The 25,512-nt window shown below is 74.3% G+C and carries 26 protein-coding genes; 15 read left to right on the top strand and 11 right to left on the bottom strand.

Annotated features, from left to right (window positions below; translation table 11 throughout):
- The first annotated feature begins 17 nt into the window (after nucleotides 1-17).
- From CUT44_RS03520 to mnhG, 6 genes are read left to right on the top strand one after another with little or no spacing between them, the layout of a single operon-like run.
- Complete coding sequence (locus CUT44_RS03520) at nucleotides 18-2,975, top strand: Na+/H+ antiporter subunit A (RefSeq protein ID WP_100200632.1); 2,958 nt, start codon at nucleotides 18-20, stop codon at nucleotides 2,973-2,975.
- A complete protein-coding gene (locus CUT44_RS03525) occupies nucleotides 2,972-3,370 on the top strand; it encodes a Na(+)/H(+) antiporter subunit C (RefSeq protein WP_100200633.1) in 399 nt (132 codons plus the stop codon). Before CUT44_RS03520 ends, CUT44_RS03525 begins: the two co-directional genes overlap by 4 nt.
- A complete protein-coding gene (locus CUT44_RS03530; RefSeq protein ID WP_100200634.1) occupies nucleotides 3,367-4,905 on the top strand; it encodes a Na+/H+ antiporter subunit D in 1,539 nt (512 codons plus the stop codon). The genes CUT44_RS03525 and CUT44_RS03530 overlap by 4 nt, the downstream gene beginning before the upstream one ends.
- Nucleotides 4,902-5,504, top strand: a complete 603-nt coding sequence (locus tag CUT44_RS03535; protein WP_100200635.1) for a Na+/H+ antiporter subunit E — start codon at nucleotides 4,902-4,904, stop codon at nucleotides 5,502-5,504. Before CUT44_RS03530 ends, CUT44_RS03535 begins: the two co-directional genes overlap by 4 nt.
- The gene (locus CUT44_RS03540) at nucleotides 5,501-5,767 is read left to right on the top strand and encodes a monovalent cation/H+ antiporter complex subunit F (protein ID WP_100200636.1); all 267 of its coding nucleotides are present in this window, start codon (nucleotides 5,501-5,503) and stop codon (nucleotides 5,765-5,767) included. The genes CUT44_RS03535 and CUT44_RS03540 overlap by 4 nt, the downstream gene beginning before the upstream one ends.
- Entirely contained in the window at nucleotides 5,764-6,243 is a 480-nt protein-coding gene (gene mnhG / locus CUT44_RS03545; protein ID WP_233221199.1) for a monovalent cation/H(+) antiporter subunit G, read from the top strand. The genes CUT44_RS03540 and mnhG overlap by 4 nt, the downstream gene beginning before the upstream one ends.
- A 17-nt stretch (nucleotides 6,244-6,260) precedes the next feature.
- On the opposite strand, the gene ggt is transcribed toward mnhG, so the two are convergent.
- The gene (gene ggt, locus CUT44_RS03550; protein WP_100200637.1) at nucleotides 6,261-8,162 is read right to left on the bottom strand and encodes a gamma-glutamyltransferase; all 1,902 of its coding nucleotides are present in this window, start codon (nucleotides 8,160-8,162) and stop codon (nucleotides 6,261-6,263) included.
- A 169-nt stretch (nucleotides 8,163-8,331) separates the two neighbouring features.
- Between ggt and CUT44_RS03555 the strand changes: the two genes are divergently transcribed.
- On the top strand, nucleotides 8,332-8,631 hold the full coding sequence (locus CUT44_RS03555; RefSeq protein ID WP_100200638.1) for a DUF6343 family protein: 300 nt from the start codon (nucleotides 8,332-8,334) through the stop codon (nucleotides 8,629-8,631).
- Between the two features lie 48 nt (nucleotides 8,632-8,679).
- Here the strand turns inward: CUT44_RS03555 and CUT44_RS03560 are convergent, their stop codons facing one another.
- The gene (locus tag CUT44_RS03560) at nucleotides 8,680-9,867 is read right to left on the bottom strand and encodes a zinc-dependent alcohol dehydrogenase (protein ID WP_100200639.1); all 1,188 of its coding nucleotides are present in this window, start codon (nucleotides 9,865-9,867) and stop codon (nucleotides 8,680-8,682) included.
- 128 nt (nucleotides 9,868-9,995) lie between these two features.
- Here CUT44_RS03560 and CUT44_RS03565 point away from each other — a divergent pair, with 128 nt between their 5' ends.
- The gene (locus tag CUT44_RS03565) at nucleotides 9,996-10,661 is read left to right on the top strand and encodes a HemK2/MTQ2 family protein methyltransferase (RefSeq protein WP_100200640.1); all 666 of its coding nucleotides are present in this window, start codon (nucleotides 9,996-9,998) and stop codon (nucleotides 10,659-10,661) included.
- Entirely contained in the window at nucleotides 10,645-10,956 is a 312-nt protein-coding gene (locus tag CUT44_RS03570) for a CDGSH iron-sulfur domain-containing protein (protein WP_100200641.1), read from the top strand. The genes CUT44_RS03565 and CUT44_RS03570 overlap by 17 nt, the downstream gene beginning before the upstream one ends.
- 158 nt (nucleotides 10,957-11,114) lie before the next feature.
- Here CUT44_RS03570 and CUT44_RS03575 read toward each other — a convergent pair whose 3' ends face one another.
- The 4 genes from CUT44_RS03575 to CUT44_RS03590 all read right to left on the bottom strand — a co-directional run bounded on the left by CUT44_RS03575 (nucleotide 11,115) and on the right by CUT44_RS03590 (nucleotide 14,375).
- On the bottom strand, nucleotides 11,115-11,471 hold the full coding sequence (locus tag CUT44_RS03575; protein ID WP_199185588.1) for an HIT family protein: 357 nt from the start codon (nucleotides 11,469-11,471) through the stop codon (nucleotides 11,115-11,117).
- Between the two features lie 47 nt (nucleotides 11,472-11,518).
- Complete coding sequence (locus CUT44_RS03580) at nucleotides 11,519-12,013, bottom strand: hypothetical protein (protein ID WP_100200642.1); 495 nt, start codon at nucleotides 12,011-12,013, stop codon at nucleotides 11,519-11,521.
- Between the two features lie 104 nt (nucleotides 12,014-12,117).
- On the bottom strand, nucleotides 12,118-13,242 hold the full coding sequence (locus tag CUT44_RS03585) for an iron-containing redox enzyme family protein (RefSeq protein ID WP_100200643.1): 1,125 nt from the start codon (nucleotides 13,240-13,242) through the stop codon (nucleotides 12,118-12,120).
- The gene (locus tag CUT44_RS03590; protein WP_199185589.1) at nucleotides 13,239-14,375 is read right to left on the bottom strand and encodes a carboxylate-amine ligase; all 1,137 of its coding nucleotides are present in this window, start codon (nucleotides 14,373-14,375) and stop codon (nucleotides 13,239-13,241) included. Before CUT44_RS03590 ends, CUT44_RS03585 begins: the two co-directional genes overlap by 4 nt.
- A gap of 157 nt (nucleotides 14,376-14,532) precedes the next feature.
- Here CUT44_RS03590 and CUT44_RS03595 point away from each other — a divergent pair, with 157 nt between their 5' ends.
- Nucleotides 14,533-15,114 (top strand): hemerythrin domain-containing protein, encoded by a 582-nt coding sequence (locus CUT44_RS03595; RefSeq protein ID WP_269846163.1) that lies wholly within the window; start codon nucleotides 14,533-14,535, stop codon nucleotides 15,112-15,114.
- Between the two features lie 129 nt (nucleotides 15,115-15,243).
- Here CUT44_RS03595 and CUT44_RS03600 read toward each other — a convergent pair whose 3' ends face one another.
- Nucleotides 15,244-16,452, bottom strand: a complete 1,209-nt coding sequence (locus CUT44_RS03600; RefSeq protein ID WP_100200645.1) for a hypothetical protein — start codon at nucleotides 16,450-16,452, stop codon at nucleotides 15,244-15,246.
- A 266-nt stretch (nucleotides 16,453-16,718) separates the two neighbouring features.
- Here CUT44_RS03600 and CUT44_RS32975 point away from each other — a divergent pair, with 266 nt between their 5' ends.
- Both CUT44_RS32975 and CUT44_RS03615 read left to right on the top strand, forming a co-directional pair.
- Nucleotides 16,719-17,375, top strand: a complete 657-nt coding sequence (locus CUT44_RS32975; protein ID WP_158239567.1) for a hypothetical protein — start codon at nucleotides 16,719-16,721, stop codon at nucleotides 17,373-17,375.
- Nucleotides 17,372-18,958, top strand: coding sequence for an FAD-dependent oxidoreductase (locus tag CUT44_RS03615; protein ID WP_100200647.1), 1,587 nt, complete (start codon nucleotides 17,372-17,374; stop codon nucleotides 18,956-18,958). The genes CUT44_RS32975 and CUT44_RS03615 overlap by 4 nt, the downstream gene beginning before the upstream one ends.
- A 78-nt stretch (nucleotides 18,959-19,036) precedes the next feature.
- Here CUT44_RS03615 and CUT44_RS03620 read toward each other — a convergent pair whose 3' ends face one another.
- The gene (locus CUT44_RS03620; protein WP_100200648.1) at nucleotides 19,037-20,413 is read right to left on the bottom strand and encodes a transglycosylase family protein; all 1,377 of its coding nucleotides are present in this window, start codon (nucleotides 20,411-20,413) and stop codon (nucleotides 19,037-19,039) included.
- A 765-nt stretch (nucleotides 20,414-21,178) separates the two neighbouring features.
- Entirely contained in the window at nucleotides 21,179-22,057 is an 879-nt protein-coding gene (locus CUT44_RS03625) for a DUF72 domain-containing protein (RefSeq protein WP_100200649.1), read from the bottom strand.
- A gap of 114 nt (nucleotides 22,058-22,171) precedes the next feature.
- Between CUT44_RS03625 and CUT44_RS03630 the strand changes: the two genes are divergently transcribed.
- Nucleotides 22,172-22,600, top strand: a complete 429-nt coding sequence (locus CUT44_RS03630) for a hypothetical protein (RefSeq protein WP_100200650.1) — start codon at nucleotides 22,172-22,174, stop codon at nucleotides 22,598-22,600.
- Between the two features lie 174 nt (nucleotides 22,601-22,774).
- Here CUT44_RS03630 and CUT44_RS03635 read toward each other — a convergent pair whose 3' ends face one another.
- Nucleotides 22,775-22,978 (bottom strand): hypothetical protein, encoded by a 204-nt coding sequence (locus tag CUT44_RS03635; protein WP_100200651.1) that lies wholly within the window; start codon nucleotides 22,976-22,978, stop codon nucleotides 22,775-22,777.
- Between the two features lie 158 nt (nucleotides 22,979-23,136).
- Here CUT44_RS03635 and CUT44_RS03640 point away from each other — a divergent pair, with 158 nt between their 5' ends.
- Nucleotides 23,137-23,718 carry a copper chaperone PCu(A)C gene (locus CUT44_RS03640; RefSeq protein WP_100200652.1) on the top strand — a complete coding sequence of 194 codons (582 nt, stop codon included), beginning with the start codon at nucleotides 23,137-23,139 and terminating at the stop codon, nucleotides 23,716-23,718.
- A 120-nt stretch (nucleotides 23,719-23,838) separates the two neighbouring features.
- Here CUT44_RS03640 and CUT44_RS03645 read toward each other — a convergent pair whose 3' ends face one another.
- Complete coding sequence (locus tag CUT44_RS03645) at nucleotides 23,839-24,084, bottom strand: chaplin (protein ID WP_100200653.1); 246 nt, start codon at nucleotides 24,082-24,084, stop codon at nucleotides 23,839-23,841.
- Nucleotides 24,085-24,365: 281 nt separating this feature from the next.
- Here CUT44_RS03645 and CUT44_RS03650 point away from each other — a divergent pair, with 281 nt between their 5' ends.
- On the top strand, nucleotides 24,366-25,469 hold the full coding sequence (locus tag CUT44_RS03650; protein WP_199185590.1) for a DUF3344 domain-containing protein: 1,104 nt from the start codon (nucleotides 24,366-24,368) through the stop codon (nucleotides 25,467-25,469).
- Nucleotides 25,470-25,512: the final 43 nt, after the last annotated feature.

The following is a 25,512-nucleotide window of genomic DNA, read 5'->3' on the forward strand; positions in this document are numbered from 1 at the left end:
TTACGTCAGGAGTGCCCTTGTTGGTTCTGATCGCCGCCCATGCCGTCGTGGCCGCCGTCCTCCCCGTTCTCGCCAGGCGGATCGGCCGCGCCGTCTGGGCGGTCGCGGCGGTGGTGCCGCTGGCGGCGCTGGCCTGGGCCGCGGCGCGGGCGCCCGGCGTCCTGGACGGCGACGCGCCCGTCGAGCGCTTCGGCTGGGCGCCCTCACTGGGACTGGAGGTGGTCCTCCGGCTGGACGCCCTCTCCCTGCTGATGGTGTGTGTCGTCGCCGGGGTCGGAGCCGCCGTGCTGGTCTACGGCGCCCGCTACACCGAGGAGGGGCACGGCCGCGAGTCCGGGCTGCTGCTCGTCTTCGCCGGGGTGATGCTCGGCCTGGTCACCGCTGACAACCTGCTGGTCCTGTATGTCTTCTGGGAACTGACCACCGTGGTGTCGTTCCTGCTGATCGCGGGCCGCGGGCGGAGCCGGGAGCACCGCGCGGCGGCCGAGCAGGCCCTGGTGGTCACCACCGGCGGCGGACTGGCGATGCTGCTCGGCTTCGTGATGCTGGGCGAGTCCGCGGGCACCTACCGGATCTCGGAACTGGTCGCCGACCCCCCGAGCGGGGGGTACGTGCCCGCCGCGCTGGTGCTCGTCCTGCTCGGGGCGTTCACCAAGTCGGCGCAGCTTCCGCTGCACGGCTGGCTGCCCGCCGCGATGGTGGCGCCCACCACCGTGAGCGCCTATCTGCACGCCGCCGCCATGGTCAAGGCGGGCGTGTACCTGGTGGCCCGGCTCGCCCCGGGCTTCGCCGAGACCGTGCCCTGGCGGCCCCTGGTCCTGACCGTCGGCCTGGCCTCCCTGCTGTTCGGCGCCTGGCGGGCGCTGTGGGAGAAGGACCTCAAACGGGTGCTGGCGTACGGCACCATCAGCGAACTCGGCCTGCTCATCGCCCTGTTCGGCTACGGCACCCGCAACGCCGCGCTGGCCGGCGCGGTGATGCTGCTGGCACACGCCACCTTCAAGTCGGCGCTGTTCCTCACCACCGGACTGGTGGAGCACCACACCGGCACCCGCGAGATCGACCGGCTGTCCGGGGTGGGCCGGCGCAGGCCGGTGCTGCTGACGCTCGCCGCGCTCGCCGCCGCCTCCATGGCCGGGCTGCCGCCACTGGCCGGCTATCTGGGGCACGAGACGTATCTGCACACCTTCTGGGAGGCGGCCCGGCACGGTTCCGGAGCGGGCGGGGCATGGATCCTGGCCGCCCTGCTCGCCGGCTCGGCGCTCACCGTGACGTACTCCGCCCGCTATCTGTGGGGCGCCTTCGCCGCCAAGCCCGGGGTGCCGGCCACCCCGGCCGGCGATCCGGCCGCCGAACGGGCCCTGGGCATGGCGGTGCCCATCGCGGCCCTGGTGTCGGCCGCCCTGGCGCTGGGCGTGTGGTATCCCGGCACCACCGCGCTCACCGAGCCCTACGCCGACACCCTGACGGCGGAACAGAAGCCGTACCACCTGGCGCTCTGGCACGGCCTGACCCCCTCCCTGGCGCTGACCGCCGTCACCCTGGCCGCCGGGCTCCTCCTGTACCGCGCGCTCCCCGCCCTCGGCCGGGCCGGGGACCGGCTGCCCGCCCGGCGGCCCGACGCCCAGGAGGGCTACGCCCGCGCGGTACGCGGCCTGGACCGGACCGCCGTGGGGTTCACCCGCCGCACCCAGGTCGGCTCCCTGCCGGTCTACCTCACCGTGCTGCTGGTGACCGTGCTGGCGGTGCCCGGCACCGCCCTGCTGCTGCGGGACGTCACGGTGCCCGCCCCGCCGCTGTGGGCCTCGGCCGTCCAGGTGCCGCTGGGCGTGGTGGTGCTGGCCGCAGCCGTGGTGCTGACCCGGGTACGGCGCAGGCTCTCCGCCGCCCTGCTGGTCGGCGCGGTCGGCTACGGGGTCGCCGGACTCTTCCTGGTGCAGGGGGCACCGGACCTGGCGCTCACCCAGTTCCTCGTCGAGACACTGACCCTGGTGATCATCGTGCTGGTACTGCGCGGGCTGCCGGCCGACTTCGGCTTCCGGCCCGGCACCCGCCGTGCCCGCCGGCTGCGGCTGGTGGTGGCCTCGGCCACCGGCGTGCTGGTCGGACTGCTCACCATGGCCGCCTCGGCGGCCCGCCGGGATCCGGCGGTGTCCGCCTACTACACGGAGCACGTGAAGGAGGCGGGCTCCCACAACATCGTCAACGCGATCATCGTCGACTTCCGCGCGCTGGACACCCTGGGCGAGATCGCCGTGCTGATGGTGACGGCGATCGGGGTGGGCGCGCTGATCGCCGTCCCGGCCCGGAAGGGGAAGACCGGTCCGCCGGAGCCCGGGGCCAGACCGCCCGCCGCGGACCGCCATCCGCTCACCGCCCGCTGGGGCGTGCCGCGCGAGCGGTGGCTGCCGGAGGCGGAGGAACTGCCCGACCACGACCGCTCGATACTGCTGGAGGTCGTCACCCGGCTGCTGTTCCCGTCCGTCCTGGTGCTCTCGGTCTACCTGCTCTACTCCGGGCACCTGCGCCCCGGCGGCGGCTTCGCCGGGGGACTGGTGGCCGGGCAGGCCTTCGCCCTGCGCTACCTGGTGGGCGGCCGGGCCGACACCGCCTTCGCCGCGCCGGTCGACCCCCGGGTCCTGGCGGGTGCCGGGCTGGCCCTGGCCGCCACCGCCGGGCTGGCCCCGGTCGCCTTCGGTGGCGCGCCGCTGTCCGCCGCGCCCCTGGCCGGGACGCTGCCGCTGCTCGGCCATCTGGAGACGGCCACCAGCGTGTTCTTCGACACCGGCGTCTACCTGCTGGTCCTCGGTGTGTGTCTGAAACTGCTGTCCGCCGTCGGACCGGCCCAGGTTTCCCTCCAGGAGGCCACCCGGGAACCGGACAACGCGCCCGACGCGCCCGATGCCCCCGCCACCGAGTCCACCACCGAGTCCACCGCCTCCGCCCACGACGACCACGGGAGCCGCGACCGATGACGACCCTCGACCTGACGAGCGCCGTGGTGGTGGGCGGGCTGTTCGCCGTCGGCCTCCATCTGCTGCTGCAGCGCTCCCTGATGCGCCTGCTGTTCGGCTTCCTGGTACTCGGACACGCCACCAACCTGCTGGTGCTGCTGGCCGCGGGCCCACCGGGCAGGCCACCGATCACCGGAGCCGGGGACGGCGGCGCCGGGGCGTTCGCCGACCCGCTGCCGCAGGCCATGGCACTGACCGCCATCGTCATCACCTTCGGCGTCACCGTGCTGCTGCTCGCCCTGGTCTACCGCGGCTGGCAACTGCGCGGCCACGACGAGGTGCGCGACGACGTCGAGGACCGCAGGCTGGGGAAGCGGACGCGGTGGACGGAACGGCACGAGGAGGCGCGGCGGTGACCGGCTGGCTGCTCGTCGCCCCCGTCCTGCTGCCGGTACTGGCGGCCGGACTGTCCCTGGCCGTGTGGCGCAGCGCCGGTGCCCAGCGGCTGCTGGGCACCGGCGCGCTCGTGGCCGTCCTGGCCGACGCCGTGGTCCTGCTGGTGCTCGCCGACCGCCGCGGCCCGCTGGTGCTGGAGGTCGGCGGCTGGCCGGCTCCCGCCGGGATCGCCCTGGTGGCCGACCGGCTGTCGACGCTGCTGCTCACGGTGGCGCTGGCGGTGTCGCTGGCGGTGCTGGTCTTCGCCATCGGGCAGGGCACCGCCGAGGGCGGCGACCCGATCCACGCGCCCTTCCACCCCTCCTACCTGCTGCTGGTGGCCGGGGTGGGCCTGGCGTTCCTGTCCGGCGACCTGTTCAACCTCTTCGTGGCCTTCGAGCTGATGCTCGCCGCCTCCTACGTGCTGATCAACCTGGACGCCGACGAGGGCCGCATCCGGGCCGGGATGACGTACACCATCACCAGCCTGCTGTCGTCGCTGCTCTTCCTCACCACCGTGGGACTGGTCTACGCGGCCACCGGCACGGTCAACCTGGCCGACCTCGCCGAGCGCATACCCGCTCTGCCGGACGGTCTGCGGACCGTGTTCAGCCTGCTGCTGCTGATCGTGTTCGGCATCAAGGCGGCCGTGGTGCCGCTGCACTTCTGGCTGCCGGACAGCTATCCGACGGCACCGGCGCCCATCACCGCGGTGCTGGCCGCACTGCTGACCAAGGTCGGCCTGTACGCCATGGTGCGCACCCAGACGCTACTCTTCCCGCGCACCGAGCCCTGGACCCCGCTGCTGATCGCGGGAGCGCTCACCCTCCTGGTGGGCGTGCTGGGCGCGGTCGCCCAGCAGGACCTCAACCGGCTGCTGTCCTTCGTGCTGGTCAGCCACATCGGCTACATGCTCTTCGGGCTCTCGCTGTACACCGTCGCCGGGCTGGCCGGCACCATCCTCTACGCCATGCACCACATCGCCGTGCAGGCCGCGCTGTTCCTGATCGCCGGCCTGGTGGCGGACTGGAGCGGCACCGCCGCACTGTCGAGACTGGCCCGGGCCGCCCCGCCCCCGGGGCTGCTGGCGGCGCTCTTCCTGGTGTCCGGCCTCAGCATCGCCGGAATCCCCCCGCTCTCCGGCTTCGTCGCGAAACTCGCCCTGCTGCGCGCCGGGGTGGAGCTCGGCGGCGCGGCCGTCCTCGCCCTGCTGGCCGCCGCCCTGGTCACCAGTCTGCTGACGCTGTACGCGATGGCCCGGGTGTGGCGGGCGGCGTTCGCCGCCGGCCCCGACAAGCCGCCCGCCCGGCACCGGCGGGGCACCGGCATCCGGCTGATGCTCGGCGCCACGACCGGCGCGGTGCTGACCGGTGTGCTGGTCGCGGTGTGCGCCGGGCCGCTGGCCCGGGTCAGCGAACGTGCCGCGGCGGACCTCCTGGAGCGGGACGCCTACCGGGAGGCCGTGCTGGGGGAGAGCGCCGGCAAAGACAGCGAGCGGGACCGGGAGGACCGATGACACCGGTACGGGAAGGGCGGTCGCCGGGTACCGCTTCCGCCGGACTGTGGCACCAGGCGTGGCTCCGCTGGCCGGTGGCCGGCTGGCTGTGGCTGCTGTGGGTCGTGCTGTGGGGATCGGTGAGCCCCGTCGTGATCCTCGGTGGGCTGCTGGTGGCCTTGCTGGTGGTCCTCCTCTTCCCGCTGCCGCCGATCACCCACCGGCTGGCGGTGCACCCGCTGTGGGTGGTCGCCATGGCCGGCCATCTGCTGGTGGACCTGACCGGCTCGGCCCTCATCGTGGCGCGGGAGGCGGTGCTGCGCGGTCCGCGGGTGCGGGCGGCGGTGCTGGAGGCGCCGCTGCGGGTGGACACCGACCTGCTGATCACCGCCGCGTCCCATCTGACCACGATGACACCGGGGTCGATGGTGCTGGAGATCGACCGCGGGGAACGGCTTTTCTACATCCACTCGCTGCCCGTGCGCGACGCGGCGGAGGCCGAGGCGCAGCGCGGGGACGTCGCGAGTGCCGAACGCCGGGTGAGGCGCGCCCTGGCCCCCGGCGGGCGGGGCGGAGGCGCCCCGGACGGGGACGTACACGACGGGAAGGAGCAGCGGTGAACGTCGTCGCGGTCATCGCCCTGGCACTGCTCTCGGCTGCCGGGCTGCTGGTGCTGGTCCGGCTGGCCCGCGGACCGCGGGCCCTGGACCGGATCGTGGCGGTGGAGGTCCTGGTGACCCTGGTCATCGCCGGTACCTGTGTGGCCGTGGCCGTATGGGACTACGTCATGTTCGTGCCCGTGCTGATCGTGCTGGCGCTGCTGGGATTCGTCGGCTCGATGACGGCCGCCCGGCTTGTCGAGGAGCGGGAGGACCTGCGATGAGGACGCTGCCGGCCACGTCTTCGGACATGTCCTCGGTCATGCTGTCGGCCGGGGTGCCGGAGACCGTGCTGGAGACCGTCTCGGCCGTCCTGCTGCTGGCCGGGGCCGCCTTCTGCCTGCTGGGCGCCGTCGGGCTGCTGCGCTTCCCGGACACCGCCACCCGGCTGCACGCCTCCTCCAAGGCCCAGACCCTGGGGGTGCTGCTGAGCCTGCTCGGCGCGGCCCTCCGGGTGCCCGCCCCGTACGCGGGCCTGCTGCTGCTCATCGCCTTCTTCCAGCTGTTCACCGTACCCGTCACCGGTCAGGTCATCGGCCGGGTCGCCTACCGCACCGGCGCGGTGGACCGGCGCACCCTGTTCACCGACGAGCTGGCCGGACGGCTCGCGCTCCCGGACCCGGACCCGGACCCCGGATCCCCCACCGGGGAGCCGGAGGACCGCGGGGACGCCGGGAACGGCCGGGGACACGAGCCGTGAACGGCTGAGCGGGGAGCTCAGCGGCGGGCCGGACGCAGTACCACCGCCGAGCCCCCGCCGCGCCGCTCGGGCTCGGCGACGGCCTGGTACCGGCCGCCGCCCAGCACCTCCAGCGCGGCGACCGCCCCGATCTCCGGCGCGGGGGTGAAGGCCTGCGGCGGCAGGACGAACCGGTGGCCCAGTGCCTCCAGCGCCGCGCGCTCGGGAGCGGAGTCCAGGAAGTCCGGCTCGGCCAGGGTGTCGGCGGTGTTGCGCTGCGAGAGCCGGGGCGCGGCCACCGCCTCCGGCAGCGTCATGCCCAGGTCGAGCCGGTTCACCAGGGTCTGCAGCACGGTGGTGATGATGGTGGACCCGCCCGGCGTGCCCAGCGCGAGCAGCGGGCGGCCGTCGTCCAGCACGATCGTGGGCGCCATGCTGCTGCGCGGCCGCTTGCCCGGACCGGGCAGGTTCGGCCCGTCCACCTCCTGCGACAGCGGAGTGAAGTCGAAGTCGGTGAGCTCGTTGTTGAGGAGGAAGCCCCGGCCGGGCACGGTGATCGCCGAGCCGCCGGTCTGCTCGATGGTCAGCGTGTAGGACACCACGTTCCCCCAGCGGTCCGCCGTCACCAGATGCGTGGTGGACGGGCCCTCGTACGGCTCGGGGCCGCCGGGTCCGGCCGCGCACTCCCCGGAGCCGGGAGCCCTCGGGTCGGCGGGCGCCACCGGGCCGGGCAGCGCCCGGTCCGGGTCGACCAGACAGGCCCGCTCCTTGGCGAACCGGTCCGAGAGCAGCTCCTCGGTCGGCACCTCGGAGAACGCCGGATCGCCCACCCACCGGTTGCGGTCGGCGTACGCGAGCCGGCTCGCCTCCAGGTAGTGGTGGAGCGCCCCGGCGCGGTCCATCCCGGCCAGGTCGAAGTTCTCCAGGATGTTCAGCGCCTCGCCGACCGTGGTGCCGCCGGAGGAGGACGGGGCCATGGAGTACACCTCCACACCCCGGTAGTCCACCTTCGTCGGCTCCTGGAACAGCACGCGGTAGCGGTCCAGGTCGGCGGCGGTCATCAGCCCGGGCCGCACCGTGCGGTCCGCGTCCGGCGCGACGGGCGGGTGCTGCACCGTACGGGTGATCTCGCGGGCCAGCGGCCCCTCGTAGAGTGCGTCGGTGCCCTTGCGGGCCAGCAGCCGGTAGGTGCCGGCCAGATCGGGGTTGCGGAACACCGAGCCGACCTCGGGCGGCTCCCCGCCGGGCAGGAACAGCTCGGCGGTGGGGGTGAAGTCCCGGAAGCGGTCCTCGTTCAGCTCGGTCTGGGCCCGGAACTCCGGGCTGACGGTGAAGCCGCGCTCGGCGATCCGGGTGGCCGGCCGCAGCGCCGCCGCCAGCGGGACGGTGCCCCAGCGCTCCAGGGCCACCTCCCAGGTGGCGGGCGTACCCGGCACCCCCACCGACAGGCCCGAGTTCACCGCCTCGCCGAAGGGGATCGGCTCGCCGGTGGCCGGGTCGAGGAAGGCGTCCGGCCGCATGGCGGCCGGGGCGGTCTCCCGCCCGTCGAGGGTGTGCACCCGTCCGGTGCGGGCCTGGTAGTGGACGAGGTAGCCGCCGCCCCCGATGCCCGCCGAGTAGGGCTCGACGACACCGAGCGCCGCCGCGGTCGCGACCGCGGCGTCCACCGCGTTGCCGCCCGCGCGCAACACCTCCAGACCGGCCCGGGACGCGTAGGGGTTGACGCTGGCGACGGCGCCGCCGTGGCCGGTGGCGACGGGGACGGCGGGCGGTCTGCGGCCCGCGTCGGTCGCGGTGCCGGCCGTCGCGGACGGTGGCAGCAGCAGGGCCAGGGCGAGGGCCAGGACCACTGCCGCCGTCAGGACCGGGGCCGGGCCGCGGCGGAACGGGACGGGAAAGGCGGGGAAGGAGCGAGGAGGGAAAAGGGATCGGGCGGGCATGGAGCCTCCGTGGTCTCCCGGGGACGCTCAGACGACGGGAAACCCTGTCAGCCGCGGCGGGCCGGGGCAACGGTGCCGCGCCGGTCCGGGCGGAGGCGGGCACGGACGGGCATGACGGGATGCCGGGCCGGGTACCCGGCCCGGCATCCCGTCAGGAGGTGCGCCGACCATGCAGATCCCCGGCCGGTCCCGGACCGGCACCGAGCCCGTGACCGCCCGCAGCGCCCTGGGACTGCGGCTGCTGCTGTCCCTGGTGTACACCCCGGTGTTCCTGGCCGGGACGGTGTTCTTCGCCGTCTGGGCCTCCCGGGCCGATCCGGGCGACGCGCCGGCCCCGGACTCACTGCGCACGCTGGCCTGGATCTGCGCGGTGCTGACCGTGCTGGGGCTGGTGGATCTGCTGGTCGTACTCGCCCGCCGCAGGCGCGAACGGGCCGGGGCACCGGGGCGGGGAAGCAGGCGGTCCTGATCCCCGCCCCGGCACCGCCCGGACGGCGCCGGGGCACCGGGGCGGGGATCAGGGCTGGAAGACGACCTTCACCGCGCCGTCGGTCTTCTTCTGGAACATCTCGTACGCCTCCGGGGCCTTGGCCAGCGGCACGTGGTGGGTGGCGAAGCCGTCCACGCCCAGCACGTCCTCGTCCGTCAGCAGCGGCAGGACGTCCGGCACCCAGCGCCGCACGTTGGCCTGCCCCATGCGCAACTGGATCTGCTTGTCGAACAGGGTGAGCATCGGCAGCGGATCGGACATCCCGCCGTAGACACCGCTGAGCGAGATCGTGCCGCCGCGCCGCACGGCGTCGACGGCGAGCTGGAACGCGGCGAGCCGGTCCACCCCCGCCGTGGTCATCAGCTTCTCGGCGAGTTTCTTCGGCAGCAGCTTGGTCGACTTCTGCGCCGCCTCGGCCACCGCGCTGCCATGGGCCTCCATGCCCACCGCGTCGATCACCGCGTCGGTGCCGCGCCCGCCGGTCCGGTCGCGGATGACGTCGGCGACCCCCTCGGCGCCGTGCTCGGTGAGGTCCAGCACCTCCACGCCGCGCGCCCGGGCCCGCTCCAGGCGCTCGGGCACCAGGTCGACGCCGATCACCTTCGAGGCACCCCGGTGCAGCGCGATCCGGCACGCCATGTCACCGATGGGACCCAGGCCCAGCACCGTCAGGGTGCCGCCCTCGGGGACGTCCGCGTACGCCACCGCCTGCCAGGCCGTCGGCAGCACGTCCGACAGGTACAGGAAGCGGTCGTCCGCCGGTCCCTCGGGCACCTTGACCGGCCCGTAGTGGGCCTGCGGCACCCGCAGGTACTCGGCCTGGCCGCCGGGCACCTGCCCGTAGAGCTTGGTGTAGCCGAAGAGCGAGCCGCCCGTGCCGTACTCGCGGTTCTGGGTGGTCTCGCACTGGGTCTGCAGGTTCTGGGAGCACATGAAGCACGAGCCGCAGGCGATCTGGAAGGGCATCACCACCCGGTCGCCGGGGGAGAGGTTCGGCACCTCCGGCCCGACCTCCTCCACCACACCCATCGGCTCGTGCCCGAGGATGTCACCCTCCGTCATGAAGGGGGTGAGCGGGTCGTACAGATGCAGGTCCGAGCCGCACAGCCCGGACGAGGTGACGCGCACGATCGCGTCCGTGGGCTCCTGGATCACCGGATCGGGCACCTCGTCCACCCGTACGTCGCCCCGACCGTGCCAGACCACTGCCTTCATCAGACTTCACCTCCGGGTAGGGAACCGGACGGGTACCCGCGAGCGGGGCGGCCAGTCCCGTGGCGTCACCACACCCGACCACACCCGCGGTCGTGTTAGCTCTGCGGCAAACGAGGTATTCGGTGGCCATGTTCTTGCTCAGGCCCCCCGGGGTTTACGCGCCGCAGGACGACACCTGGCTGCTGCGGCAGGCGCTGCGGGACGCCGCACTGGCCCCCCGCGCCCGCGTGCTCGATCTGTGCACGGGCACCGGAGTGCTCGCCATGTCCGCCCTGCGGATGGGCGCCGCCGAGGCGGTGGCGCTGGACGCCTCGCCCCGCGCGGTGCTCGCCGCCCGCTGCAACGCCCGGCTGCACCGGCTGCCGCTGCGGGTGCGGCGCGGCGACCTCGCCGACGCCGTGACCGAGGCGGCCCGGGGCGGACGCTTCGACGTGGTCCTCGCCAACCCGCCGTACGTGCCCTCGCCGAACGCGGAGCTGCCCCGCCGGGGCCCCGCCCTGTGCTGGGACGCCGGCCCGGACGGCCGCACCGTGCTGGACCGGCTGTGCGGGAGCGCGCCGGAGCTGCTGGTGCCGGGCGGGGCGCTGCTGCTGGTCCACTCCGGGCTGTGCGGCACCGAGACCACCCTGGCCATGCTGCGCGAGCGGGGGATGAAGTCCTCGGTGGTGGCCCGGGCCGTCATCCCCTTCGGCCCGGTGCTGCGCCGACGCGCCGCCTGGCTGGAGGAACGGGGGCTGATCGCCCCGGGGCAGCGCACCGAGGAGCTGGTGGTGGTCCGTGGCGACCTCCCCTGAGGCCCGTGACCCGGCGGAGGAGACGGTGGTGGAACCCGTGGCGGAGCCCGCGGACCGGCGTGCCCGGCGTGTGGTGGTCGACCCCGAGGGGCCGGTGCTGATCGAGGGGCCGGTGGAGGTCGAGCTCCCCGACGGCCGTACCGCCCGCTCGGACCGCTTCGTGGTGGCCGTGTGCGTCTGCCGCCGCAGCCAGCGCTACCCGTGGTGCGACACCAGCCACCGCCGCCGGGAGCGCCGTCCCCGTCCGGCCGCCGCGGGGAAGGAGCAGGACGTGGAACCGGGCCGGGACACCTGACGGCGCCGGCTGCCGCGCCGGTCCGCCGCACCCCTCCCGGCGCCCCTCCCGGCGCAGCACCCGCCGCAGCGCGGCGGCCCGCGCCAGCCGGGTCTCCCGGGACTCCTCGGCCAGTTCCGGCTCCGGGATCCGGAACGCGTCGCCCGCGAAGCGCGGGATCACCGATACGTGCAGGTGGTGGAAGACCTGGCCGGGCGCGGTGCTGTTCTGCGCGACCGTGCTGCCCACCGCCCCGTACGCCTCGCGCACGGCGGACGCCACGCGGCGACGGCTCCGAAGAGCTCGGCGAGGAGGGCGGGCGGCGCCTCGTACAGCGCGGTCACATGGGCCACCGGCAGGACCACGGTGTGGCCGGGGTTGTTCTCCCGCCGCATGAGGTTCGGGACGGCGCGGACGTTCCCCGAGCGGTACCCGACCAGCTCCGTGTCGGCCTCGTCCCGGCCGATGAGGCAGAAGGCGCAGTCCGCCACCGGAGCGTCCCCGGGGACAGGGCGCGGGGCGGACGGTGTGCTCATGGGGGGACTCCTCACCGGGACCGGCGGACGGCTTGGCGGCATCCCGCTCAGCGTGCCGGACCGGCCCAGTCCCGGGTGTGCCGGTGCCGCCCCAGCCCCACCGCCGCGAACTCGTCGAAGGACTCCGCGTCGCACACCGCCCCCAGCCGCCGCAGGGCCTGGGAGAGCGGACTGCCCGCGGCGGGGAACGGGTCGCCCTCGGCCGTGTGCAGCGGCCCCAGCACCAGAGCGCCGGCGTCCCACACGGCGGCGCGCTGCTCGCCGTCACCACCGAAGAAATCGGCCTCGGCGTAGGCGACGGGACCGGTGGCGGACCAGCGGGTGAGGGTGCGGTCGAAGCCGCCGGGCAGCTTGCGGAAGCCCGGCGGACGGGCTTCCGGACCCGCGGTGCCGCCGGGGGAGAGGACGCCGAAGAGCTCGTCCGTCATGGGCAGCAGCGCCAGCCCCTGACGCAGCGGCACCGTCCGCGCGGCGGCGATGCCCGCCGCCGCGGCCCGCAGTGGCTCCTCGCGGGCGACCACCGCTTCCAGCACGTACCCCATGGATGTCCTCCGCCTCCGTGTCCGGGCTCTCCGGCGAGAGGCATTCTGGCAGCGGCCCGCGTTCCCGGCACCGGGTTTTCCGGCGCCGGGAGCGCGGGGCGGCCTCAGCCCGCAGGCGGCGCGTCCAGCGGGCGCCGCAGCGAGGAGTCGCCGCCGCGCCAGGCGCCCAGCAGGTGCTCCGCCAGCCGCTCCTCCAGCAGCTCGGTGGCCCTGATCCCGAACACCACGTCGGCGGCCAGGTGCGGCTCACGGGCCAGCAGATCGCCGATGACGTCCCGGCGCATCACCTGCTCGTGGACGGCGTCCGCCTCGATGTGCTCGGTGAAGAACAGCACGCACCGCTCGTCGGCACCCAGCCGCTCCAGCACCCGGGCCATCTTCCGGGCGCTGGGCGCGGTGCTGATCTCGGCGGCGGCGAAGTGGCCCACCAGCGCGCCGCGCAGCGACCGGTGCAGCCCGCACAGCGACATCAGGTTCACCGTGGCCAGCGCCGGGGCGGGCACCCGGTCCAGGTAGCCCAGATAGGACGGGTCCAGCCCGGCGCCCGCCAGCAGGTCGGCGAAGAGCCGCGCGTGCACCCGCTCGCCGCGGCCACCGCCGTACTCGTCGTACTCCACCGCCACCAGCGACGCCTTGGCCTGGCCGTCGAGGCGGGGGATGGCGAAGGCGTGCGGATCGGCCTCCTTGAGGTGGTAGACCGAGCGGTGTGCGAAGTACTCGCGCATCTGCCACCACTGGCCCTCGCGCAGCAGGAAGTCCGACACCCCGCCGCCCTCGGCGGGCTGTATCAGCAGCGGGTCCAGCGCGGCGGCCACATCGGAGTCGGAGGAGGTGCCGCTGCCGCCGTCGCCGTCGCCGTCGCCGTCGCTGCCGGTGTCGCGGCGCAGCGCGGCCAGGAAGACCCGCTCCAGGGCGGCGCGCAGCCGCAGCAGGTCCGGGTCCCACTCCCAGTCGGGTGACACGTCCGCGAAGCCCCGGTAGTGCAGCTCGTAGCAGAGGTACAGGGCCAGCTGCAGATCATCGCCGTACGGATCGGCGTCCGCCACCGCCGGGTCCTGGACGGAGGGAAAACCCACCGGCCCGCCGCCCGCGCCCGGCGGGCCGGTCAGGGCGTCCAGCACCGCGGCGCTCAGCGCGCCGCGCGCCTCGGGGAGCGCCGCGGTGTCGGCGCTGGTCAGGGCGCTGTCCACGGCGGTCGTGGGGCTCGGGGAAAGAGAACCGGTCGTCATGCCTGGTCGTGTGCCCGCGCGTCGGTCAGTGAAGCCAGCAGCTCCACCACCGCCCGCGGCCCGCCCCGCGCCCAGGCCCGCCGCTGCCGCTCGGCACCGGTGCCGTCCCGGCGCACCGCGTCCAGCAGCCGCCGTACGGTCCCGGTGTCGCCGGTCTCCTCCAGGGCGGGCGCGACATGCCGCAGCAGGGCGCCGACCAGGTCGGCGGCCGGCACCCGGGTGCGGGTGACGGGATCCACCCCGTCGCCCGCCGTCCCGTACCGCGCCGCGGACCACACCGCGGCGCGGGCCGTCCCCTCGTCCAGTTCCGGCTCGGGCAGCCCCGCCGCCAGCTCGGCCAGGGCCCGGCGCACCAGGGCCCGCCCGAGCGCGGCCTGCAGCACGGCGTCGTCGACGGTGGCCGCCGCGTCCGCGACCCGGAACTCCACGGTGGGCAGCCAGGGGGAGGGGCGCATCAGCCAGAAGCTCATCCGGTCGTCGATGAGCGCACCGCAGGACACCAGCCGCCCGACCGCGGCGTCATGGGCGGCGGCGTCGGGGAAGCGGGGCGGGATGCCCGCGGCGGGGAAGCGGAACTGCTCCATCATGCGCCAACTGGCGTATCCGCGGTCCAGACCGTGCGAGAAGGGCGAGTTCACCGACAGCGCCAGCAGGGTCGGCAGCCAGGGACGAACCCGGTTGACCACGGCCACCGCGGTCTCCCGGTCGGGCACCCCCACATGGACGTGGCAGCCGCAGACCTGGTAGTCGTCCACGATGTCGGCGAACCGCTCCGAGATGCGCCGGAACCGCTCCCCGTCGGCCACCGGGACGCGCCCGTCGCTGAGCGGTGCCGAGCCGGCGGACAGCAGGTACAGGCCCTCCTCCCGGGCGGCGTCCACCAGCCGGGCGCGGTCCGCCGCCAGCACGTGGCGCAGCTCCTCCAGCGAGGTGCACACCCGAGTGGCGGACTCCACCTGGCTGGCGAGGAACTCGGCCTTGCACCCGGAGCCGTCGGCCGGGGACGCCTCCTGGTGGGCGCGGCGCAGCACCGCCTGTGCGGCGGGCACGGTGCGTGCGGTGGTCGGGTCGGTCAGGAGGAACTCCTCCTCGACCCCCATGGTCAGTCCTCCGGCGCTTCCGTCCCTGGTCACGGCAGTGTGCGTACCCCCGGACCGGGTGGTGAAACGAGCGGCCGGGTTTTCCGGGGCGGACCCACGGGTACCGCGAGCGGCCGCACCGGCGACGTCCGGCGGACACCGACTCACGAAGGGAACCCACGTGGCGGAACGGCAGCAGGAACTGGGCGGGATCAGCGGCGACGGCAGCGGCGGGAACGGCGGGAACGAAGAAAACGCAGTGGCGCTGCTGATGCGGCAGCACGGCGAGATCAGGAACCTCTTCGACGAGGTGGAGGCGACCGAGGGCGATGCCCGGCGGGACGCCTTCCACCGTCTGGTGCGCCTGCTGGCGGTGCACGAGACCGCCGAGGAGGAGGTGATCCACCCCTACGCCCGGCGCAGCATCGACGGTGGTGAGGCGGTGGTGGAGGACCGCCTGGCGGAGGAGAAGAAGGCCAAGGAGACGCTGAAGGACATGGAGGACATGGACCCGGACAGCCCGGAGTTCATGCCCCGGCTGGCGGCACTGCGGCACGACGTGGAGTCGCACGCGCGCGCCGAGGAGCGCTACGAGTTCATCCAGATCAGCCGCAACACCGAACCCGAGCGGCTCCGCACCATGGCGAAGGCGCTCAGGGCGGCGGAGGCGACGGCCCCCACCCGTCCGCATCCCGGTGCGGAGACCGCCGCGGAGAACCTGGCGGTCGGTCCGCTCGCCGCCGTGGCCGACCGTGCCCGGGACGCCGTGCGCAAGGTCATGGGCGGGCACTGAGGGCGGGTGCTGCCAGGCGCGGTACGGCACCCGCGTCCGGTGCCGTACCGCGGCCGGGGCCGCCGCCCTCCCGGAGGGCGGCGGCCCCGGCGTGTCGGGGGCGTGGGGCGCCGGAGGCCAGGTGAGGGGTCAGGTCCGCTGGTGCTCGCGCAGCGCCGGGTCCGGGTGCTCGCCCTCGGTGCTCAGCCGGTACTCGCCCCCGAACATCTCCCGGTGCCGGTCGATGACCTGCTCGCTCGGCGGCTCCTCACCGCCGTGGATCTGCTCCTGCATCCGCTCGAAGCGCTCGTGGGCCTCGCGCACGTAGCCCGCGCCCAGCGTCGTCAGGTCCAGTTGGGTGTCCAGCAGCTCCCGGAGGTACTGCTTGTTGGGCTCGAAGGTCAGGACGTTGGGCAGGGCGGGCGCCAGGACCTCCTCGGGTTCACGTCCGTCGTGCCGCCGCATCAGGTCGCAGGCGATGTGCAGGTGCTCCAGCTCCATGTTCAGGTGCAGTTCCCAGATCGCCTTGACCTTCGGGTCGCTCTCCTGCTGCATGAAGGAGTAGTACAGGTAGCACTCGTTGTACTCGTGGTTGACCAGCCGCTCCCACCAGGTCTCGCCCGGGTCCACCAGGGACTCGTAGTGCGTGACGTGCTCCTCCTCGATGAGTCCGATCTCCTGGTAGAGCTGCCGGGCGATCGGCTCCATGTACTGGGGGCCGACGTTCATGTAGAAGTTCATGGTCTGCTGCTCCGCCGACATGATCGTCAGGGCGTGCAGCTTGGAGAGCGGGTCGGCCCGCTGCCGGTCGTAGGGCTCGCGGACGTTGTCGGCCGGGTGCCGGTGGTGGTACTTCGTCGGCCGGCCCGGGATGACCTCGGTGAGCTGGTCGACGATCTTCTCGGCCTTGCGGTGCTCGATCATCTCGTACAGGTTCGAGTACCGGTACAGATGGTCGAAGTCCTCCAGGACGCCGAACTGGTACGCCTGCTTGAGGTACGGGTCGGGCTCCATCCGGGCGACCCAGGCGGTGAGGTCGACGGCCACCTGCTCGTAGGCGATCGTCGTCTCCAGCACCGAGGACAACCCCGGCAGCAGCCAGTTGACGGTCTTCTGCTGCTGCTGCTCGGTGTACCGGACCTCCGCCAGCTTCCGCTTCACCTCCATGTCCGGGCACACCCGGGCGAAGTGGTGACTGAACATGATCGCTTCGACCTCGATGCCGTTCATGGTGATGATGCGGCAGCGGGTGTAGGGGTCGGCGTGGTTGGGGTCGATCGGCTCGACGTTCAGTTCGCGCCAGTTGCGGATCTGCCGGTCCAGCGGGATACCGCGCTGTTCCAGGGGGTTGAAGGTCACCTGGGTCCTCCTGCTCGTGTACGGCTGGCCGCGCCCGGCTCGCTGCTCCGTGCTCTCCACCGGCCTCCACCGGCCTTCCCCCGTGTCGGGCGCAGGCGCCGGGGTACCCCTGACCCCACCCCCGAAACGGGGCGAACGGGTGTGGCCGGGGCACGGGGCGCGTTTCCGCCGGGAGTCGGCGGGTACCGGCGGGGCGATGAGAACCAACCGGATCACCGACGTGTCCACGCCCCTGACCTGCACCGGGACCCGGAGGGAGAAGGACCATGGCTGACGAGAACGAGCCCATCGAGACAGACGAGACCGGGCCCGGGCCGAGCGAGGAAGGCGCCACCGCCACCGACGACGAGACCCCCGGTCTCGCGCCCGACGACACCCCCGCCACCGGTCCCAGCCCGGGCGACTCCGCGCTGTCCGGCCCCGACGACCCGGGCGCCGCCCCGGAGGACGAGGGCATCCCCGACCTGCAGAACGGCACGCCCGAGCAGGAGTGGATGAGCGACCCGCAGCAGATGCCCGTCCCCGGTGAACGCCCGGTGGCCGCCGACAAGTGGGGCACCACCTACGCCGAGCAGGTCGAGGGCGAGCCCCTGGACGAGCGGCTGGCCGAGGAGGAGCCCGACATCGGCGAGGACGTCGCCTACGGCGCCCCGGCCGAGGAGGCGGGCCAGCTCAGCGACGACCCGCTCGGGGAGCGGCCCGCCAACCAGGACGTGTTCTCCCACGAGTCCCCGGCCGAGGGGCTGGGGCCTGAGGAGACGGCCGTCCACATCGTCGACGACGACCGCGACGTCGGGCAGCTGCGCGGCGAGGAGGACGCGGACCAGTCCGGCCCGCCCGAGGGTGTGGGAGAGGTCGGCGAGTCCGGCCGGGGCGAGGGCACCGGAGTGCGCCCGGAGGGAAGGGGAACACGGAACCCGTGAGCGAACTCCCCTCCGACCACGAGTCGTACTGGCTGGCATCCGCCCCCGTCACCCCGGAGACGTCCCACCCGCCGCTGGAACCCGGCAGCGAGACCGACACCGAGGTGGTGGTGGTCGGCGGCGGCATCGCGGGCCTGTGCACCGCCTGGGAACTGGCCCGGGCCGGCCGCGCGGTCACCGTCGTCGAGGCCGACCGGATCGCCGCCGGGGTGACGGGACACACCACCGCCAAGGTCACCGCCCAGCACTCGCTGATCTACGACGAGCTGCGGAGCAAGCACGGCGCCGAGGGCGCCCGGCACTACGCCCGCTCCCAGCAGGCGGCCCTGGAGCACCTCGTCGCCGTGGTGGACGAACTGGGCGTCGACTGCGAACTGGAGCGGGTGGCGGCCTACACCTGGGCCGAGTCCGAGGAACAGGACGAGAAGGTGCGCGCCGAGGCCGAGGCAGCCGCCGAGGCCGGGCTGCCCGCCTCCTACGTCACCGAGACCGGGCTGCCCTTCCCGGTGCGCGGCGCGGTGCGGGTGGCCGACCAGGCGCAGTTCCACCCCCGCAGGTACCTGCTGGCGCTCGCCGCGGACCTGCTGCGGCACGGCGGGCGGATCGCCGAACGCACCCGGGTGGTCGGGCTGGAGGAGGGCGAGCCCTGCCGGGTGACCGCCGAGAACGGTGCGGTGGTCACCGCCCGGGAGGTGGTCGTCGCCACCCACTACCCGGTCTTCGACCGGGCGATGCTCTTCTCCCGGCTGGAACCGCACCGGGAGCTGGTCGTCGCCGCCGCGATCCCCGCCGACCAGGATCCGGCCGGGATGTACATCACCCCCGAGGACAACACCCGCTCGGTGCGCACCGCGCCGTACGGTGACGGGCAGCGGCTGCTCATCGTCACCGGTGAGAGTTTCCTGCCGGGCACCGCGGACGTCCCCGAGCGCTTCGCGCGGCTGGCCGGCTGGACGGCCGAGCGCTTCCCCGACGCCCGGATCGTCCACCGCTGGGCCACCCAGGACAACGGCTCCACCGACCGGGTCCCCTACATCGGCCCCTTCCACCCCGGGGCGCGGCACACCTACGTCGCCACCGGCTTCGGCGGCTGGGGGATGACCAGCGGGGTGCTCGCCGGGCAACTGCTCACCGCGTACCTCACCGAGAGTGAACTGCCGCCGTGGGCGGGCCTGTACGACCCCAGGCGGCTGCCGGGGGTGCGGGAGGCACCCGCGCTGCTGGGCCTGCAGGCCACCGTCGCCAAGCACTTCGTCGGCGACCGGCTGGGCGGCTCCACCCACGCGGACTCCGTGGAGGACATCGATCCCGGGAGCGGTGCGCTGGTGCGGATCGGCGGCCGCCGCTGCGCCGTTCACCGGGACGCCCAGGGGCAACTGCACGCCGTCTCGGCCCGCTGCACACACCTGGGCTGCCTGGTCCACTTCAACGACGCGGAACTGGCCTGGGAGTGCCCGTGCCACGGCTCGCGCTTCGCCCCCGACGGCTCGGTGCTCCAGGGCCCGGCCGTCCGCCCCCTGGAACGGCGTGACCTCGGCGGGGCGGGGACCGGGGAAGCGGAGGGGGACGGAGCCGAGGAGTGAAAGCGTTCCCGCGGGCGGCGCGCGTGCCGCCCGCGGGAACGCGGGGAGAAACGAGGGGAACGGAAGCGGGGCCGGGACTCAGATCCGGACGCCGTGGTTGCGCAGGTAGGCCAGCGGGTCTATGTCGGAGCCGTAGCCGGGGCCGGTGCGGATCTCGAAGTGCAGGTGCGGGCCGGTGCTGTTGCCGGTGGAGCCGGAACGTCCGATCCGCTGGCCGCCGGAGACCTGCTGCCCGGCGCGTACGGAGATCGCCGACAGATGGGCGTACTGGCTGTAGCGGCCGTCGGAGTGCCGGATGACGACCTCGTAGCCGTACGCGCCGGCCCAGCCGGCCGAGACGATCTCGCCGCGGCCGACGGACTTCACCGGGGTGCCGGTGGAGACGGGGAAGTCGACACCGGTGTGGTAGCCGCTGGACCAGCTGCCGCCCGACTGCCGGTAGGCCGTGCTGGGGCCCGCTCCGGAGACGGGAGCGTAGAAGGACGTACCGCTCTCCGCCTTCGGGGCCGTCCGCGAGGCGGCCTTCGGGGGCTTGCGGTCCTCCTGCGGCTTGGCCTGGGCCCTGACCTCCTTGCGGGCCTCGGGCTTGGCCTGGGCCTTCGGCTTCTCCTGGGCCCGGTGCCGGCCCTCGGTCTTCTCCGGAGTCTCGGCCTTCTTCTGCGCCTCGGCCTTCTGCGGGGCCTTCGGCTCCGCGGCGGGCTGCTCCGCCCGGCGCTCGGACTTCTCCGGCGCCCGCACACTCTGCTGGAGCTGGAGCCGCTGACCGGGGAAGATCAGATCCGGGTCGTCACCGACGACCGTGCGGTTGCTCTCGTACAGCGCCTGCCAGCCGCCGCGAACCTGGTGCTCGTCCGCGATCCCCGACAGGGTGTCACCGCTGGCCACCTGGTACGCCCGGCCCGCGTCGGCGGGCGCGGCGGCGGGTGAGGTCCGCGGCGCCTCCGGGGCGGTCTGCCGGGGTCTGGTCTGCTGGGGTCTGACCTGCCGCTCGGCCCGCTCCTCGGCCGGCCCGGCCTGCTGCGCGGTGCTGCGCTCGGACGTCCGCTCGGGTGCCCGGTCCCCGGAGGAGCCGCGGTGCTCCCAGGTCAGCCCGGCCCGGGACGAGCACACCGGCCAGGCGGTCGGGCCCTGCCCGTCCAGCACCCGCTCGGCGACGGCGATCTGCTCCTGCCTGGTCGCCTGGTCGGCGCGCGGGGCGTAGGCGGTGCCGCCGAATTCCTGCCAGGTGCTCTGCTTGAACTGCAGGCCGCCGTAATAGCCGTTGCCGGTGTTGATATTCCAGTTGCCGCTGCTCTCGCACTCGGCGACCTTGTCCCAGATCTCCTGGGGCGCCGCCTGGGCCGCGGTGGCGCCGACCAGGGGGATGGCGATTCCCGCGCCTCCCGCGGTGACGGTCAGCGATGCCCGGGAAACCGCGTTGGGCTTGTAGCGGCGATGACGACCACGTCCGGCCACAGCCGGTCCCTCCCCTTACGCCGAAACCCGGCGCTCCGTCAGTTGAGCTTTCAGAGAAAGCTGTTGGTGAGCGCGCCAAAGATAAACACCCCCGTTGCAATCCGGCAAGGGCCGCCTTTGAGATGTGGAAAACCCCCGGGGTGCGCCGGAGGCGGCGCACGACCGCGCGAAACGTCCTTCCGGACAGCTCGGAAAGGAAAGCGGAACCATCGATTCCGCAGTGGTGGCGCGCACTTCGCCGGCCGTCTTCCGGGTGGGTCCGGCGCGTGCCGGACCCCCCGCGGGGCACGGCGACGACTCCCGGCGCGCCGGTCGCCCGGCGCCGGCGGGCCACCGGCGGGCGAGGTGCTGTACGAGCTCCGGTCGGACGGCCCGCGGCCAACCGGGAAGAGGTCCGCCCCGGCCCTCCCGGCGCAGGTCGCGACCCTCCCGGCGCCGCAGCGGCCCCGTGCCGTCGCCGGGTCGGGAGCCGCTGCGGCGGCGGGTGCGCCCACCCGCTCCCGCCGGGTCGTTCCGGCCGTTCACCGGGTGCTTCCGGCCCGGCGCCGGACGGCGCGCGGGCCGCCGCCGGGGCGCCGGGCGTGTCGCGCGGCCGGACACCCGCCCGCCCGTTCGCGGGCGCGGCCGCGGTGTGCCGGCGGTACGCGCACCGTGGCGGCGTTCCGGGACCTCCCGCTCCTCGTCCGGCACCGTCCGTCCGCGGTCCGTCCGCGGTCCGTCCGCCGTTCCGCCACGATCCGCTCGGCCCGATCCCCTGCCGGGAGCTCAGGCCAGCAGGCGGTCCATGGTCTCGGCGGCGCCGACCGCCGCGTCGCCGCAGCAGTTGTTGAACAGGACGTGGACCTGCTCGGTGCGCTCCGCCAGCGCCCGGATCCGCGGGACCCACTCCATGAGTTCCTCCTTGGCGTACCGGTGCCGGTAGGCGTCCTCCTTGCCGCCGGTGCCCCAGTGCGGGCTGCGGCCGTGGAACCGGACCACCGACAGCTCCGGGACGGTCGCCACGGCCACCGGCGGCACGGAGGCGGGCAGGCCCCGGGCGGTGTCCACCGCCACCAGGGCGGACCGGTACCGTCCGGCGAGCGCCACCGTCCGCGCGGACCGCTCCGGTCCGTACCACCCCGGGTCCCGGAACTCCACCGCCGTACGCCAGCCCAGCGCGCCCGCGCGTTCCAGGCAGCGCGCCACGAACTCCTCCGCCCCGGGGCCGGGGCGGAGCGACGGCGGGAACTGCATCAGCACCGCCCCCAGCCGTCCCGCCGCGCGCAGCGGCTCCAGGGCGTCCGCGAAGCGCTGCCAGACCTCCTCCACGGCCGCCGGGGGCAGCGCCCCGGGCCGTACCCAAGCCCGCTCCGAACCGGCCGGACGCAGTTGCCGCGGCAGCGCGCCGATCCGCGTGGAGTGGCCGGTGAGCAGGGAGAACGCCTTGACGTCGAAGACGAAGCCGGGCGGGGTGCGGGCCGCCCACAGTTCGCTGTTGCGGGTGCTGGGCAGCCCGTAGTACGTGGCGTCCACCTCCACCACTGCGAACCGCCCGGCGTAGTACCGCAGTCTGCCCTCCGCGTCCCGGGCGTCCGGCGGATACCAGCCGCCGGCGACCAGCGCGGGATCCGTCCACGAGCAGGTGCCCACCAGAATGCTTCCCATGGTCGCGGGGTACCCGCGCGGCGTCGGCGCGATCCGCCGTCAGGAGGCACCGGCGGCATCCGGAGGCACACGGGATGCCGGGTGCCTCCCGGAACACTCAGGAAGGAGCGAGCCATGACCGGCGCGGACAGGGACAGGCACGGCGACCGGGACAGCGGAACGGGCGGCGCGGACCGGGAGCGGCGCGCCCGGGAGATCGCCGAAGAGGCCGAGCGGACCCGGAACCCGGGGAACGCCGTCCCCGGGATGAGCGGGGAGGACCCGGGAACGGGTGAGCGCCACTGGCCCGACCGGAGCGGCTCGGAGCCGCCCCGTCCCTCCCCGCAGGGGAAGGGCGACGTCCACGCGGTGTCGGGCCCCGACATCGGGCAGCCCGAGATCGCCGAGGGGCCGGTTCCCGGCATGCAGCCGGGCGAGAAGGTGGAGCGCGGTCCCTGGATCCCGCCGGTGGAGGTGGATCCGCCCAAGGGCGGCGATCTGCCCCGGGACGCGGCGGGCGAACGGGACGCGGTGCGGCGGCAGAAAGAGGAGGGCGGTCCCTGACGTCCTCCGGGATGCGGCGGGCGGTCCCTGACGTCCTCCGGGATGCGGCGGGCGGTCCCTGACGTCCTCCGGGGTGCGGCGGGCGGTCCCTGAGCCCTCCGGGGGTGTACGGCGCGTCCGGCGGCGCTCCGCGCACCCCGTCGCGCGGCGGGGTGCGCGGGACGCGGCGGCCGGTCAGCCGCCCTCGGACTCCGGACGCTCGCCCTTGGGCCCCAGACCGCGTTCGGTCCGCGGCCCGGAGGAGCGCCAGTGCGGGTCCTCCTGCAGCGACCGGTTGGCCTCCTCGTTCGCGTGCCGGTCGGGGATGCCGTTCTGCTCGGCGTCCTTGCGGCGCCGGGCGCGCTGCTTGTCGTACTCCTTGCTGCCTGGTTCGGGCATGTCCGTTCACCTCCGCGACCGCGGGTTCCCGGGCCTTTTCGGGTGAAACGGGCGTGGTGACCTCTTCCGGGCGGTTTCCCGTGTCCGCCGCTGTGGCACCCGAGGAGGCCGACCGTCCCGGAACGGAGCACGGTAAACCTCTGGAACAGGAGCCGCCGATGCCGCCCCGCACACCGGTCAGGGCCCTTGCGGTCGGAACGCTGGCCGCCCTCCTCCTCGGCGGATGCGCACTGCCCGAGAGCTACAACCAGCCGGGCGCCAACGGGGAGGTGGGTTTCGTCGACGTGCGGTACGCGCACCTGGCGGAGCCGCGGGACGGCGACCCGTGGCGGGAGGGCGACGACGTCCCGCTGTACCTGTGGGTCTACAACGACAACGAACCGGGCGGGGAGGCCGCCCGGCTGGTCGGCGCGGAGTCCCCGGTGGCCGCGTCGGTGGACATCGTCGCGCCGGAGGGGGAGGACGCGCCGCAGGCGGTGACCGTGCCGCCGGACGGCTTCCGGGAACTGGAGCGCGACCGGGTGCACCTGGTGCTGCGCGATGTGGAACAGACCATCAGGGGCGGTGACTTCGTCCCGGTCACGTTCGAGTTCGACCCCGTGGGCTCCCTGGAGCTGAACGTCCAGGCGCAGCCGCCCACTTACGGTGAGTCCCCCGAGGAGATCCTGCCCGAGGAGACCGAGGAGGTCGTCCCCGAGGAGCCCCGGGAGGACATGGCCCCGCCCCCGGCCTTCGGCTGAGGAGGGCGAGGACGGCCGGCACGGGGCCGGGCCCGGCGGGGAGGGGATCCCCGCCGGGCCCGGCCGGTCTCCGCCCGCGTGGGCGGCGGGAGGAGGAGTGGCGGCGGCCGCCACTCCGGGTCACGCGTTGAGGCAGGTGTTCCCGAAGGACGGGTTCAGCAGGCCGATGACGCTCACGGTGTTGCCGCAGACGTTGACCGGCGCATGGACCGGGACCTGGACCACGTTGCCGCTCGCGATGCCGCCGGAACCGACGGTCGCCCCCTGGGCGTGGGCACCGTCGCTGGCGGCCGCGGCTCCCGCGCCGCCGAGGACGAGGGCGCAGCCCGCCGCGGTGAGGGTGGCGGCCTTGGCGATACGGATCATCGCCGTACTCCTTTCAGGTGGTGAATGGGACACCCTCACAACGCCGGTCCGGAGAGAAGAGATACGCATGATCACTCGATAGGCTTATTTGTCCGCCGTTCCGGCCCGTGGCAGGCCGGAAGGTGCTCGGGACGGAAGGGTCCGCGGACCGTTTCCGCACCTTCTCCCGGCCCATCGGAGTGATCACACACCCGGCGCAATCCCCGCGCGTCTCTCCGGCGGAAAGCCGGTTCTCTGCCATGGTTTGCTCCGGTTTGATCGGTATCGATCGGAGAAGATCCATGCGTTTTTCCGTGGGGTTCACCGGCCGCGGCGTGGTGTGCGCACTGACGTCCGTGGCCCTGGCGATGACGCTGTCGCCGTCCGCGGCCGCGCCGGCGCCGACACCGGGTGAGGCACCGCGCGTCCCGTTCGCCGAGCGCTACCGCGCCACCCAGCACGGCGGCATCGTGCGCGCCGCCAACTCCGCGGCCACCTGCGCCTCGCCCGTCAGCGCCGGGGTGCCCTCCTGCGCGGCGGTCCGGCGGGGTACCGGCACGGGGACCAACGGCGACTACGAGATGACGTACGTCGACGTCGACGACGACCCCAACACCTACAACTCCAGCCGTGCCGAGCTGCGGCTGCCCGCCGGTGCGCGGGTCACCTACGCCCGGCTGTACTGGGGCGGCAACCTCCGGGTCGGCGAGCAGAAGCCCCCCGCGGACAACGGGCGGGTACTGGTGGCCGAACCGGGCGGCCGGTACAAGGAGGTCCTCGCCGACACCCTCGTCGGCCACCGCCGCACCCGGCTCACCGACGGCTACACCGCCTCGGCCGACGTCACCGGCCTCGTCGCACGGTCGGGCGGCGGCCTCTACACCGTCGCCCAGCTCAACGTCGCCCGGGGGCACTCGCCCGCCGGGGCCTGGGGCGGCTGGACACTGGTGACCGCCTACGAGCACCGGCGGGAGCCGCTGCGCCATCTGGTGGTCATGGACGGCTACGAGGCCACCACCACCGCCCGGAACACCCTCCGGTTCACCGCCGGCGACCTGCCGGTGCCGCCGGGGGCCGCGGGCTCGGTGGGTGTGGTGGCCTACAACGGCGACCGGGGCAGGGGCGGCGAGTCGCTGGCCGTACGCGCGGGCACCGGGCCGGAGGCGGGGGTGCGCGACCGGGCCAACCCCGTCGGCGACCTGATGAACTCCACGATCACCGACCACGGGCGACCGGGGCCCCGCCGGGTCCCGTCCCATGCCAACACCCTCGGCTACGACTCCGACGTCTACGACATCGCGCCCGCGCTGCGGGGCGGCGGCGACTCGGTGACGCTCCGCTTCACCGACCGCGGCGAGGGCTACCAGCTCGGCGCGGTCTTCCTGCAGACCGACGCGCGCCGGTGAGGCGCGGCCCGGCGCCCTCGGGCGCCGGGCCGGAGCGGCGTCG

The sequence above is a fragment of the Streptomyces carminius genome (assembly GCF_002794255.1).
Classification (GTDB): domain Bacteria; phylum Actinomycetota; class Actinomycetes; order Streptomycetales; family Streptomycetaceae; genus Streptomyces; species Streptomyces carminius.